Origin of the sequence: Chloroflexus sp. (assembly GCF_049970315.1) — a bacterium.
GTDB lineage: Bacteria > Chloroflexota > Chloroflexia > Chloroflexales > Chloroflexaceae > Chloroflexus.
Genome location: NZ_JBMFNE010000011.1, coordinates 22,596 through 35,884, shown reverse-complemented (window position 1 = coordinate 35,884; position 13,289 = coordinate 22,596). Strand labels below are relative to the sequence as shown.

The window sequence follows — 13,289 nt, the reverse complement described above, 5'->3', positions numbered from 1 at the left end:
TCAACCCCACTGAGCGAGTGGTTAGACACTCTATGAACGATGCTGTCGTCGTCAACTCATCCAACTGGTGGAACCAACCACTCACGGCAACAGGCTGGCTAAGCCATCTCCGCCGCTACGAAGCGGTGTTGCTATTCGCAAGCCTCGCACTCTACCTCTACACCCGTTTCACCGATCTGAGTGTATTCCCGATCTATTTCTTCTGTGATGAAGCGATTCATGGCGTGTTAGCGCGTGATCTGATTGCCAACGGGTTCCGGGATAGCAATGGGGTTTGGTTACCACCGTATTTTCGCAACGCTGAAAAGTGGAGCCTTAGCCTAAGTGTTTATGTTCATGCAGTAAGTATACTTCTCTTTGGGTTTAACCATTCGGTCTGGATGACCCGTGCCACATCAGTTATCGTCGGTCTGCTGGTCCCGATCGGCATTGCCGCACTCCTTCGCTTCGGCTACCACAACCGGTATTGGTGGCTTGGTATTCTCGCCCTCTGTGGTATGCCGGCGTGGTTTCTCCATTCACGCACTGCGTTCGAAACGGCGCTGATGGTTGCGTTCTATGCCTGCTTTCTCGCAGCATACGTGGCCTATTGCCATTACGACGACCGCTGGATTGTGGCGGTGATTTTGTTTGGAGCGGCTACCTTCTACAGTTACACCAACGGCCAGGGCGTGATGTTGATCAGTAGCCTGCTGCTGTTGATCAGCGATGCTCGGTACCATGTTAGCCGACCACCAGTACGCCTATGGATGGCGCTTGCGCTGTTCGTCGTTGTACTGATACCACTGGTCCGTTTTCGCCAACTCGAACCTGACGCCACAGTCGAACATCTCCGTACCCTCAATTCGTACTGGCTCCAACCGATGCCGCTTGGCGAAAAGATCCAACGTTTTCTTACGTTGTACGGTCAAGGACTCGATCCACGCTATTGGTTTTGGCCCAATACTATCGATCTCGACCGGCATCGCTTTCCTGATCGCGGCCATATACCGCTGCTGTTGTTGCCGTTCATCACCATCGGACTAGGAGTGTGTCTGTGGCGATGGCACGATTCACGCTACCGGCTGCTCATTATTGCCGTACTTGCGGCACCCTTCAGTAGTGCGCTGGTCGGTATTGCGGTAACCCGAACCTTGGCAATGGTGGTACCGGCGGCTCTGCTGAGTGTCATCGGACTGAACGCAGTGATCGAACGCCTCGTACCGCATCGGCAACGACTTGTGGCGCTCACATTGGGGCTTGTTCTCGCCCTCGACAGTCTCATCCTGCTGCGTACCGCTGTGCTCGGTGGACCACTTTGGTTCCGCGACTACGGCTTGTACGGTATGCAATACGGCGCACCTCAGATCTTCGGCGAGACGGTGCCAATGCTGTTGGCGCGTAACCCCCAAGCCATAGTACGGGTATCACCGGTGTGGGCAAACAATCCGAACAGTTTCGTTGATTTTTTTCTCGATCCGGCACAACGCCAACGTGTTAGCTTGACTAGCATTGATGCCTATCTGTACTATCGCGGTGATCTTGATCGACAACGCGATATTTTTATTATGACCGCCACCGAGTATCAGCAAGCACAAGAAAGCGGCAAGTTTATTATTGAACCGCCTGAACAGATCATTCCATACCCTGATGACCAACCCGGTTTTTACGTGGTTCGGCTCAGCTATGTCGCGAACATCGACGAACTACTAGCAGCCGAACGCGCGACACGCGCCGCGTTGATTGAGGAGCCGTTCGTCATTGCCGGAAAAGAGTTGGTGGTCGCGCACTCCCACTTTGATATAGGGAGCGTCGCCGATCTCTTCGATGGCAATCCGGCTACGTTGGCCCGCGGGTTTGAGGCAAACCCTCTGGTGATTGAGTTGCGCTTTACCAATCCCCAACCGGTAAACGAGATCGAATTGACCCTAGGGACGATGGATCTCGATTTGACCGTCACCATCACAACACCAGAGGGAGCAACAACAACTATCAGCCAACCGTATCGCAACTTACCACCCGACCCGACAGTATCCCTCGCCCTACCTCAAACGGTAATGGCAGCACACGTGCGTTTCGCTATCTTGCAAGTGGGGATCGGCGAGCCAGCTCACATCCACGTGCGTGAAGTGCGCTGGCGGTAAGGCGGTTCATCAGTCACTTGCACCCACTGCATCGGCAATCACCTTAGCCCGACGCAGATCGGTTACTAACGCGCTCGCCAACGCTACTGCCCGTGCTCCGACCTGCAACATCGCCCGCGCATGATCGGGAGCCGCGATACCACCCATTCCGATCACTGGTGCTGACACTGCCGCGGCAACGGCCGCAACCATGCTGAGAGCAATAGGAAAAATAGCCGGCCCGCCCAGCCGTCCATATACAAGCTGGCCGTCTGCCAGTGGCATACAGGCTGGCAACCCACCGATTAAGGCAATTGCATCAGCACCGGCAGCAATACTGGCTTGGGCCACGGCCACCGGATCGGGTAATTCACCGGGCAGACGGACAATCAGCGGCAAGAGAGTCGCACGTCGTACAGCCGCGACTCGCTGCGCAGCTTCGGCGGCGGTGAGCGCCGGCAAAGCCACCTCGAAGCCGGCAACACCGGCGACACCATCGAGGGCAGCGGCAACATCGGCTGCCTCTGCGCCGGCGATACTCACCAACACCGGTATGTGGTAGCCGGCCCAGCGTGGAGCTAGCCGATCACGCACCTGCTTGACACTCAGGCTGGTATTACCGTGGTGATAAAGGACGCCGGCCGGCGTGGCGAGTATCTGCGGTTGACCGCGCCGACCGGCTACGGTAACGGTCGAGCTAATAATCGCGCCGAGACCGTGGTCGGAATGTGGTTGGGTGAGGCCAAGCCACCGCACCACCCCAACGACATCACCGAGACTACCGGCAGCGGCAATCACCGGTGTCGTGATGGTCAGGGTGTGTGGGTTATGGGGAGCAAGATCGATCATGCTTGCTCTTTAGCATGATAGCCTAATTCGGCCAGCGCCCGTCGCGCTTCACCTTCTTCGTCCCACGGCAACGTATGATCGGCGTAGATGATACTACCTTCGTGGCCTTTGCCTAACAGCAACACCATATCACCGGGCCGAGCGGCAGCGATTGCCGTCCGTATCGCTTGTGCCCGGTCGGGAATACACAGGTAGCCACTACCGGGTCGTTTACCGGCTCGTTCGGCGCCGGTAGCGATCTGGGCAATGATCGCCTCACGATCTTCGCCACGCGGGTCTTCATCGGTCAACACGAGCAAATCACACATCCGACCGGCAATCTCGCCTTGAATGGTGCGTTTGCTCACATCGCGTTCACCAGCGCTGCCAAACACAGCGATCATCCGACCTGTCACCTGTGGGCGGAGCATTGTAAAGATTTGCTCAAATGAATCGGGATTGTGTGCGTAATCGACGATTACGGTAAACGGCTGACCAGCATTGATCGACACCATCCGCCCACGTGGGGCACGGACATGAGCGACAGCGGCAGCAGCACGTTCGAGCGGTACACCTTGCGTAAGGGCAACAGTGAGTGCGGCCAGTACGTTACTAGCATTGAAACGTCCGGGAAGCGGCACGGTCACTTCAATTTCACCCCACGGTGAATGGACCCGCATGTGGCTACTTGCCGGCCCGCTGTGAACAATCTGACCTTGCACGTCGGCAGGAGCATGCAATGCATAGCGTAATCGCATCGTTTGCGACGGTGCGGCAGCCAGGAACGTACCGTGATGCGGATCATCGGCGTTCACAATAGCCCACGTCGGGCCATTGCGTTCAGCAAGCAGGGCAAAGAGTTGGGCTTTGTCGGCACGGTATTGCTCAAAGGTACCGTGAAAGTCGAGATGTTCGTGACCGATGTTAAGCATCACCGCCACAGCAAACGCGCAACCCACCAATCGCCCCCAACGCGGTGAGAGAGCATGAGAAGTGGACTCAATCACAGCAGTGTCGCACCCAGATACAACCATTTCGCGCAAGAGGGCCTGTACTTCTGGCGCTTCCGGCGTACTCTGACGGGTGTCATTCGGCCAGCGCCGCGTACCGATCTGAAAATCAACCGTACTGATCATACCTACAGTACGCCCGGCAGCAGCCAAGAGCCGAGCCGTCAGGTCGGTGGTCGTACTCTTCCCTTTGGTGCCGGTAATCCCGATGGTCGTCAACTGTTGCCCTGGATGCTCGTAAAAGGCGGCAGCCAAAGGCGCTAGCGCCACCCGACTGTCGGCAACAACCACGACCGGCACTTCGGCCGACACCGCACCACGCCAGTACCGTTGATCGACGACCACCGCTGCCGCTCCGGCAGCAATTGCTTGTGGGATAAAGTCATGGCCATCGCTATGCTGCCCACGAATCGCGACAAACAGACTCCCCGGCGTCACCCGGCGCGAGTCGTAGACAAGAGCACTGATCGGTGTAGCAAGGTCACCGATCAGATGGTACACGGATACATCAGACAACAAATCAGCGAGTGTTTTCGGCATAGCACATCTTTCTGCGACGCGAAACAGCGGATTAGCCTCCCAATGCACGCCGCGCAAGCGCATACAGTGGTGGCATCAACACGACATCGAATGCCGGGACGAAACGCACAATTCGGCCACCAAATCCCTTCTTAAAGCGATAGACACCGATTAGAGGATCATGGTGGGCTGCTTGTTCGAGGGCCAGACGGGTCTGTTCATCAGGCGCATAGGCGGCTTGACCAAGGGCATCGGGGATGCCCCACAGATCGTAACCGATACAGCCCAATGCACGCGCCCAACGCATTGCATGCCACTCAAGGAGATGATTAGCGCCACTGCGCAAACCCACGTCCGTTGCCCCACTGTAGAGATAACGCCCATAACGAGCATCGGCGAAAACCAGATGAGCAGCGACCGGCCCGCCATCGTGTTCGGCGATCAGCAACCGAGCACGCGGCCGGTGCAGTCGCCACGCAGCGGTGTAATACTCAGGACTATGAATAGCAAATGACGCTCGACTACCGGTAGCCTGCATAATAGTATAAAACGTCGTAAGATCGGTTTCATCGCCTACCCGCACGGTCACGCCAAGCCGCTCGGCGCGGCGAATATCGGCGCGATGACCCTTCGAGCAAGCAGCGAAGAGCGCCTCTTCGGTCGGTTGGAGGTCGACCAAAATGGTACTACGGGGTTGGATCGTCTCGGCTATTGGCCAGCGATGACGGTGTACCCAATCCATCAGGGTCGTTGCGTGGGGTTCATCAAGCAATACATTCGGTTCCAATCTGATCAGTACCGCAGCCATCCGCCAACCCAACCATCGCAACGCCCGTATCAACCGATCATCAATGGCCGGATCGCCAGCCAACAACGGGCCACGTGGCACATAGCCGAATGCCAAACCATAAGCTCGGCGAAACAACACCTGGCAACCGGCGACAGGGGTCCCCATCGAATCGAACACCGCCAACCGGCGGCAATGCCAGCCAAATTGTTCTTTCAGCCTACCCCACGGACTCGCCTGCAACAAATTACCGTGCGGATGAGCAGCGACGAAGGCATCCCACTGCACCTGATCGGGAATGCCGATGAACCACCTCATACCCGTACCCATTGTCGCTCGGCATAGCGCATATTCTGCGGTGCAACGCGCATTGCGTATTCGGTAACGGCCGCCGGCATCGCCGCCGTACCGCCGAAGAGCACACCCAATTGACTGGCATACGCCGAGATCGCGGTTATCTTGCGCGTAAGCAATACCTCATCGAGCGGAACATAGCGCGGTGCATAACGTTCACGCCCGATCATCGTCATGCGTTGCTCGACGGCTGCTTCCTGCCGCGCATAAGGAAAATCCTCGTAATAAGCATAGGAGACACCTGTTTCAAGCAACGCAGCAGTTGCCGCGCTAAAGACCAGTTGATGATCGACATGGAGGCCAACACCTAAGGGAAGATAAAAACTGGCCCGCGCGTAGCGTTCGGTTAAGCTAGCGATGAGTGTACGAACCACATCGGCCAGATCATCATCAGGGGCCGGAACGGCAAACAGCTTCGTCTCATCGGCATAGACATCGGGTCGGCGATAAATCGCATCCAGTGCGGGGACAAGCAAGGCATCGACGCCAAGTACACCCAGCGCCGCAGCATCTTCAACTCGTCGGTGAGCAACGACCGTGGCCGGTGGCAAACCCCAGCGGGCATGCAACGATTGGGCAAACGGACTAAACTCGGTATCCGGTGGTGGGCTACCACTACAGATATTTACCACTAAGACCGGTTCACCGAGAGTGGTAGCGCGGGCAATAAAGCCTCCACAGGAAAGCGCCGCATCATCAAGATGCGGCGACAACACGATATGACGATAGCCGTCGGGCAATGTCGCGGCCTGTTCGGTAACAAACGGCATACATCCTCAGAGGGTATCAAAATCGAGTTCGGCAAGCGCATCTTGGGCCGCCTGCGCCCGGGTTTCATCCCGTGAACGAGACAGCCGTTGCAAAATCCGGCGTGCATCTGGGCCACCCACCTGACCGAGCGCCCAAATCGCCGCAAGGGCTACTTCAGTATCTTCCTCTTCCACCAACGGCAAGAGTAACGGCAGCAAATCACGCCCATCTTCACCAAATTCACCGACCGCACGTGCCGCTTCGTAGCGTAACGCCGGCGACGGGCTTTGCAACTCGCGTTTGATATACGGCATCCAGGTCGGTAGCATTGAGCGGCCCATCGCCAAGACAGCACTCTCACGCATGAGAATGTCATCTTCATAGTACGCCCGCCCGATAGCATCTTGGGCAGCGTGCGACGTGGCAAAGTAACCGAGGGCCTCAATAGCCCGCCGCCGCACCTCAAGCGGCTGAGCCTCATCATTAGCAGCCGCAAGTAATGCTGCATGCAAGCGTTCACAGGCACTTGCCGCCAACTCACCGATCTCGGCACGATAGGCAAAACGAGCGAGGCTGAGCAATGCCGCAGCTCGCACCTCACCCGCCGGGTCGTGGATCATCTGAATCAGTCGATCCATCATCTGTTCGTGGTCATCTTCCCACAACCCTTCAATGGCCAGCACCCGGATTTCGGGGTCTTGATCGGCTAGACAGGCGCGGAACACCGGACGGTAATCAAGCTGGATCTGCTCTTCTGCCATCTCGGCAAGCAGACGCATGATGTGGCGTCGCCGTTCGAGACTAAATGTACGCCACTGTTCCCAAAAAATGTAGACACTTTCGGGACCAAGGTTCGCCAGCAATTTCAGATCGAGGCGAGTTGGCGCTTTGTCACTCGTTTCAAGCTGAGCAACACGTTCAGCAAACGTTGGTTTGATCATAATGATATACGTAGGTGATTATCCAACCGGGTACATATACACTATCGTCGTAGGAAAGAGAGGGCAGCTCTCAGAAGCTGCCCCTCTTCATCGATATTGGCTTGGATAAGAGAACCTCACCTGAAACTCGTATACTCACCGATTGCAGATCAACAGCCGCCAGCGCTACTCATCGTCTTCGATATAGCGACCACTGCGCCGGCGCAAAGTCGGCTGAATCGGCAAATTTTCCTCATCCTCAGCTTCATCAGCTCCCCTCTCCACCGATGGCGGGGTGAAGAGGAAACTCCCCGGTGCAGCCGGATCGGCAGCGATAGAGGGGTGACTATTGATGAGTGCTTGTAGAAATGAGCGTGACGCCGGACGCAGCACATTGTACGCAATAAATACATCATCGAACGTCACACGGTACATGGGCTGGTCACGGCTCCCACTCCGTTCCCCCATCGTTTCGCACACGTGTTCGAGGATCATCTCTGCCTTACGCCGTTCACCCATCGCAAACGCCTTCAGATTGCGCAGCTTGCCGTAGTGATTCTGCTCAGGCAGCAGATCGTCATCAACCATGCAATAGAAGGTCATATTCGCGAAGGAGAACTTATTCTTCTTTTCATCGAACGTCAGCAAGCGTGCCATCGTTTCATCAGCCTCTTCATAGCTGATCGAAAAGACATTCACAGCATCGGTACGACTAATCGTGATCAGCGCACCGGGCACAAGATGCTCGTGGAAGAAGTCCTCTAGCCCTTGCAACCACCCACCGCGGTTACCGGTCGGATAACGGACTTCTACCAAATACGAGCTAAAGTGCTGTGGCGAATTGAAGCGCAGAACGGCACTGCGTTGATCGGCGAAGACCGGTTTCGGCAACAGCGCAGTCATCGCCGCATCGAGCGGCAGCACGCCGTACTCCCATTCAAAGAAGGTCAGGAAGCGTGTCACACTCCCACTTGCGGCAATCGACGCAGCACTCTCATCGGCGAGACTATCGTCAAAGCCCTCGATGAGATAGGATGTCAACTGCCCCATCTCTGCCGCTTTCACGCGCTTCGAGCCAATCGAGGGCAAGCCCTTCGTTGACCAGATGTTTGCCCCTTCAACCCCAACAAACTCAAAATCCTTCTCGCGCGACAAGCGATAGTTGAGCGAGAAACGGAAGACTTCGTAATCGGGTTGACGCGGGTTATGATAGTAGAGGTCGGCGATGATCTCGGTATCGAGAAGCGGCTCGTTCCGTTCGATAATGTAGTCGCGAATCTTGCGGAGATCGTTTTTACCAAAGCTGACAAGGTTCGCCTCAGGATAATGCAAGCGACCAAAGCTCACGATGCGCCGCAGTGGATCTTGCTCAAGCCGCTCGGTCAGAACACGCTCAAGCAGCGAACCGTGTTCAGCAACTATCTCGGCTGGCGAGCGACGTAGATCAATCGCGACCCCCTCGACAACGATCACCGTGCTCGGCTTGGCAGGTTCGGATGGCAGCGTCACCTCGGTAGCTACCGGCTCAGCTACAGCCGGCTCAGACGACCCAACCACCTCAGCCGTCGTCTCGCCTTCTACCGGCGGTGTCGTCACCTCGGCCACAGCCGGTGATGGCTTCAATTCAGTGACCGGTTGCTCAACCACAACCGGCTCTCCTACAGCCGGTGCAGGCACTTCTACCGGCGACACTTGTTCGGCGGCTTTGGCAGCCGCTACCAACCGTGCCTGCTCAATCCAATAATCGGAGATATACACCGGCTCTACCGTCGTTAATGCCGGACGTGATGTCGACACCACAACGCTCAGATCGTCAACCGGTAGTGGTTTCTCCGGATCGTAGAGACGCTGTTTAAATGTATGGGTATCAGTTGTGTCGGGCGAAACATAATGCCCTTGCCGAGAGGTAACAAATACGACCTGACCGTTTATCTCCTCTCGAGTAAACCGCGCATCGGCGGCAAGAGCAGCTTCGAGTTCAGCACGCACACTATCAGGATCGCGTTGGAGCCGGGCAGCAAAAAACTCAACCAGATTGCTGAGGGTCTGGCGGATAGGGGCATCAACGGCGAAGAGGATACCTTGCGCGGTCATTAGTCGCCATACTTCATCGGCCAATGTTCCAGTTGTGGCGGTCATTCGCTCTCCTCCGTCACCAACTTGTGTAAGATTTCGAGATATTGAAGCAACACTTCGCGCACGTCCTTCGGTTCACCGCTTGCACGCAACCATTGGAGCAAACGGTCGATAGCAGTATCGCCAAAGATGATCGTCTTCGCGTCCATTTTGCCCCCAACTATACTTACAGACAACAGGAAACAGAGAGGCGGACGATGCCTCCCTGCTATCCGTAGGGCTACGATATAGCTTATTGCATTGTAACATTGCTCGGCGCTCCGTGCAAACAGCGCTGAGCATCAATCCGATAAACTATCGAGTGCCATCGCCACTGCCCCGATCGCTACACTATCGGGACCAAGAATCGAGGCAACGACCGGCACCGGACGGGTAAATTGTGGCGCAATAAAATTGTTCACCTTCGACGCAATCGCCTCAACGAAGCGATCGCCGCCAATCCGAACGACAATTCCACCCAGCACGACCATTTCAGGATCAAGGAGTGCAATGACCTGGGCAATCCGGGTAGCCATCAAATCGACGGTATGCTGCACAACTCGATGCGCCACCGGGTGATCGCTAAAGATGTCTTCCAACCGATCGGTAGTGAGTCCCCCAGCAGCAGCTCGCCGTAACAACCCCCCAATCGAAACTAACTCTTCGAGCGTCTCCGGACGACCATCACCATCCCATCCGTGCCCGACGACCGCGTGCCCGATTTCGCCGGCCATTGAGTGTGCGCCGTGATAAAGACGACCGTTCAACACCGCACCACCACCGACACCGGTACTGAGGTGGAAGTAGAAGAGATGTTGGCATCCCTTCCCAACCCCAAACGTCGCCTCACCGAGTGCGATCAAGTTCGCATCATTATCGATCAGGGTGACGGTATCAAACGCCTGCTCAAACCGTTCCTGGAGAGGGTAATTTTCCCAACCGGGCCGCCGGAGTGCTAAGCGCACTGTACCATAGCGTAGATCGACCGGTCCACTAAAACCGACACCAACCCGTACCAATCGATCGATGGTTGCGCCGGTATGAGCCATTAGGCCTCGTGCCAGTTCAACGACACGCTTAACTGTGGCGTCGGGATCTTCGTGCTCGACCGATTCGATCGCTGCGTTGTGATAGGTATGATGCTGGAGATCGACCAACGCTACCCGCAAACCGTAACTACCGAGATCGATCCCCAGAATATAACCTTGATTACCGAGAACGCCCCACAGGTTCTGCGTCAACCGTTCACCGATCAGGGTAGGCAGATCTTTCATAGGGGGTTCCTCTCTGAATTATCTTTTCAGGTTATCGGCTACACCGGTGTTGTGAGATTATAGCATATCCTGATCGCGTTGCGCAGTTTTCACCGATGTTGGTTCGGCAACAAAGAGTAGGAGGGCAAGAACACCCAAAATGGCAGCAGCAATACGTGATAAAGACCAGTTTGGTTGTACACACGTGGTACATTCACTCGTTACGACCGGCAACGACGTGACTGCTGGAGCAGTAGACAACATGGTGGGTAGAGCACCAGAAACCGGTACACGGGGTAACAATGAGGCAGGCCGACGATTGGTGGGGACGATAACTACCGTCACAGCCAATTCCGCCGAAGCCTGTATTGCCGGCGGTATGGACATCGGTACATTGGTAGCAACCAGCACTGCCACCCCAGATGCTGACAAAGCCGGCTGTCGCCGGATAACACTACCAACCGTTGCGGTTGAATAACGAAACGTGTCAATCACCGTGCCCGACGGGTCGTGTAATTGAACACTATCGCCACTGTTGTTCAGCAAAGCCCGCGAAAGTGAAATCCGCACTGTTGCCCCTGCCATCAATTCCTGTTCAGAGAGCAACCGACGCTGACCGCTAGCATCGGTGATAAACCAACCACCGAGCTGAATCGGTGTCGTCAGTTGATTGGCAAGTTCAATCCATTCACTCTGCCCACTCTCTGGGATCGGCAACAACGCACCGATCACCACACTTCCTGCCGGCCAAGCAGTCGGGATGGCGCTTACCATTGACGCCGTTGTCCTCGTCACCGTCGGTGTTTTTGTAGCCGTCGGCGTTTTTGTAGCCGTTGGTGTTTTTGTAGCCGTCGGCGTTTTTGTAGCCGTCGGTGTTTTTGTAGCCGTTGGTGTTTTTGTAGCGGTGGGGGTCTTCGTCATAGTCGGTGTTTTTGTGTACGTCGGGGTATTGGAAGCAGTAGGAGTCTTGGTTACTGTGGGCGTGTTAGTCACCACTGCGCTAGACGGAACCGTTGCCGTCGCAGGCGCTGTCGGAGTGGGAAAGATATTCGCCGCGCCCGGCGTCGCCACCGTACTGATCACCCACGCATTGGCGTCAACCTCACGCCGCGCATAGACCGTCGTGGCGGTCAGCGCCGGGTACGTCACCACCGTACTCATCGCCCGCTCTCCCCACCACAACCGCAGCGCACCGCCGCTATCGGGGAGCGTCCCGCGCGGCACCTCGACCACGACATACGCCCCCGGCGCTATCGTCAGGTCGGGGAGCGCGCGCCGCACGCTGCTGCCACTGCTGCTCACCCGCTCCACGACCCACCCAACCACTACCACTGTACTCTCACCCCGGTTGGTCAGCTCAATCCATTCCACCTCCCCTGCCGCCGCGATCTCGGTGATGATGACCTGCTCGACCGCCGGGGTTGCTGTCGCCGTGACCGTCGGGGTTGCTGTTTCGGTCGGCGATGCCGTCGCCACCGGTGTCGCCGTGACCGTCGGGGTTGTGGTGGCAGGCGCTGTCGGAGTGGGAAAGATATTCGCCGCGCCCGGCGTCGCCACCGTACTGATCACCCACGCATCGGCGTCAACCTCACGCCGCGCATAGACCGTCGTGGCGGTCAGCGCCGGGTACGTCACCACCGTACTCATCGCCCGCTCTCCCCACCACAACCGCAGCGCACCGCCGCTATCGGGGAGCGTCCCGCGCGGCACCTCGACCACGACATACGCCCCCGGCGCTATCGTCAGGTCGGGGAGCGCGCGCCGCACGCTGCTGCCACTGCTGCTCACCCGCTCCACGACCCACCCAACCACTACCACTGTACTCTCACCCCGGTTGGTCAGCTCAATCCATTCCACCTCCCCTGCCGCCGCGATCTCGGTGATGATGACCTGCTCGACCGCCGGGGTTGCTGTCGCCGTGACCGTCGGGGTTGCTGTTTCGGTCGGCGATGCCGTCGCCACCGGTGTCGCCGTTTCGGTCGGCAGTGCCGTCGCTACCAATGTCGCGGTTGGGGAGGATATGTCGGTGGCAATTGTCGCGGTAGGCGTGGACATGCCGATGGCCGTCATCGTCACGGTAGCAGTCATCGTTTCACTTGTCGCAGACGGGACTATCATTGTCGGTGCTACGCCACCATTCCATACCGATTGTGATGATGGACCGATCTGCCAATACGGGCTCCCATCGGGTTGGCGAGCAATTGTCTGATCGCGTGACACTATTGTCAGCGGACTCTGATCAATTAAGTTGCCGAAACGGTCACTCAACTGAACCTGATCTGGATCATTATTGTTGAGTATCGGGTTAGACAGCTCAACAACCAGTAAATCACCGGGTGGGATAATCGTGCCCTCAGCAATGATCGTATGGAGACCGCCAATCGTAGCATCATCAATCCGCCAGCCGCTGAGATCGATGGGCAACGCGCCGGAATTATAGAGTTCTACCCATTCCGCGCCGGTCGACGGATAATGCATGACCTCGTTGATGAGGACCGATGGAAGCTGGGCATACAATGGTTGCCACCAACCACCGACCAAGCCCAAGATCAGAATTGTGATGAACCTCCAACACATTGCGGTTACTCCGGTAGATTGCGTGCTCTACTAATAAACCGCACAAGGTGGAAAAAAGATGCGCGAACATTGAA

10 protein-coding genes are annotated in these 13,289 nt (G+C 56.7%); 1 reads left to right on the top strand and 9 read right to left on the bottom strand.

All coding sequences use genetic code 11. The annotated features are described in order from the left end of the window. Positions 1–32: 32 nt before the first annotated feature. Entirely contained in the window at positions 33–2,123 is a 2,091-nt protein-coding gene (locus ACP5OT_RS09310) for a hypothetical protein (RefSeq protein WP_428131969.1), read from the top strand. Positions 2,124–2,132: 9 nt separating this feature from the next. On the opposite strand, the gene ACP5OT_RS09305 is transcribed toward ACP5OT_RS09310, so the two are convergent. The 9 genes from ACP5OT_RS09305 to ACP5OT_RS09265 all read right to left on the bottom strand — a co-directional run bounded on the left by ACP5OT_RS09305 (position 2,133) and on the right by ACP5OT_RS09265 (position 13,215). Next, a complete protein-coding gene (locus tag ACP5OT_RS09305; protein ID WP_424675217.1) occupies positions 2,133–2,951 on the bottom strand; it encodes a dihydroorotate dehydrogenase in 819 nt (272 codons plus the stop codon). Then, entirely contained in the window at positions 2,948–4,480 is a 1,533-nt protein-coding gene (locus ACP5OT_RS09300) for a UDP-N-acetylmuramoyl-L-alanyl-D-glutamate--2,6-diaminopimelate ligase (protein ID WP_428131967.1), read from the bottom strand. The genes ACP5OT_RS09305 and ACP5OT_RS09300 overlap by 4 nt, the downstream gene beginning before the upstream one ends. Positions 4,481–4,511: 31 nt before the next feature. Next, positions 4,512–5,564, bottom strand: coding sequence for a lipid II:glycine glycyltransferase FemX (locus tag ACP5OT_RS09295; RefSeq protein WP_424675219.1), 1,053 nt, complete (start codon positions 5,562–5,564; stop codon positions 4,512–4,514). Continuing rightward, positions 5,561–6,370: a PIG-L deacetylase family protein gene (locus tag ACP5OT_RS09290; RefSeq protein WP_424675220.1), complete on the bottom strand. Its 810-nt coding sequence runs from the start codon at positions 6,368–6,370 to the stop codon at positions 5,561–5,563. Before ACP5OT_RS09290 ends, ACP5OT_RS09295 begins: the two co-directional genes overlap by 4 nt. A 6-nt stretch (positions 6,371–6,376) precedes the next feature. After that, positions 6,377–7,291 carry a HEAT repeat domain-containing protein gene (locus ACP5OT_RS09285; RefSeq protein ID WP_428131965.1) on the bottom strand — a complete coding sequence of 305 codons (915 nt, stop codon included), beginning with the start codon at positions 7,289–7,291 and terminating at the stop codon, positions 6,377–6,379. 165 nt (positions 7,292–7,456) lie between these two features. Continuing rightward, positions 7,457–9,409, bottom strand: coding sequence for a hypothetical protein (locus ACP5OT_RS09280; protein WP_424675222.1), 1,953 nt, complete (start codon positions 9,407–9,409; stop codon positions 7,457–7,459). After that, a complete protein-coding gene (locus ACP5OT_RS09275; RefSeq protein ID WP_015941759.1) occupies positions 9,406–9,555 on the bottom strand; it encodes a hypothetical protein in 150 nt (49 codons plus the stop codon). The genes ACP5OT_RS09280 and ACP5OT_RS09275 overlap by 4 nt, the downstream gene beginning before the upstream one ends. Before the next feature lie 132 nt (positions 9,556–9,687). Next, positions 9,688–10,659: an ROK family protein gene (locus ACP5OT_RS09270; RefSeq protein ID WP_424675223.1), complete on the bottom strand. Its 972-nt coding sequence runs from the start codon at positions 10,657–10,659 to the stop codon at positions 9,688–9,690. A 57-nt stretch (positions 10,660–10,716) separates the two neighbouring features. Next, on the bottom strand, positions 10,717–13,215 hold the full coding sequence (locus ACP5OT_RS09265) for a lamin tail domain-containing protein (RefSeq protein ID WP_428131962.1): 2,499 nt from the start codon (positions 13,213–13,215) through the stop codon (positions 10,717–10,719). Positions 13,216–13,289 lie beyond the last annotated feature (74 nt).

Bases quoted from the DNA above. Each gene is read 5' to 3' on its own strand.
- ACP5OT_RS09280 (WP_424675222.1), bottom strand. From the start codon at position 9,409: ATGACCGCCACAACTGGAACATTGGCCGATGAAGTATGGCGACTAATG.
- ACP5OT_RS09275 (WP_015941759.1), bottom strand. From the start codon at position 9,555: ATGGACGCGAAGACGATCATCTTTGGCGATACTGCTATCGACCGTTTG.
- ACP5OT_RS09290 (WP_424675220.1), bottom strand. From the start codon at position 6,370: ATGCCGTTTGTTACCGAACAGGCCGCGACATTGCCCGACGGCTATCGT.
- ACP5OT_RS09310 (WP_428131969.1), top strand. From the start codon at position 33: ATGAACGATGCTGTCGTCGTCAACTCATCCAACTGGTGGAACCAACCA.
- ACP5OT_RS09270 (WP_424675223.1), bottom strand. From the start codon at position 10,659: ATGAAAGATCTGCCTACCCTGATCGGTGAACGGTTGACGCAGAACCTG.
- ACP5OT_RS09295 (WP_424675219.1), bottom strand. From the start codon at position 5,564: ATGAGGTGGTTCATCGGCATTCCCGATCAGGTGCAGTGGGATGCCTTC.
- ACP5OT_RS09265 (WP_428131962.1), bottom strand. From the start codon at position 13,215: ATGTGTTGGAGGTTCATCACAATTCTGATCTTGGGCTTGGTCGGTGGT.
- ACP5OT_RS09300 (WP_428131967.1), bottom strand. From the start codon at position 4,480: ATGCCGAAAACACTCGCTGATTTGTTGTCTGATGTATCCGTGTACCAT.
- ACP5OT_RS09305 (WP_424675217.1), bottom strand. From the start codon at position 2,951: ATGATCGATCTTGCTCCCCATAACCCACACACCCTGACCATCACGACA.
- ACP5OT_RS09285 (WP_428131965.1), bottom strand. From the start codon at position 7,291: ATGATCAAACCAACGTTTGCTGAACGTGTTGCTCAGCTTGAAACGAGT.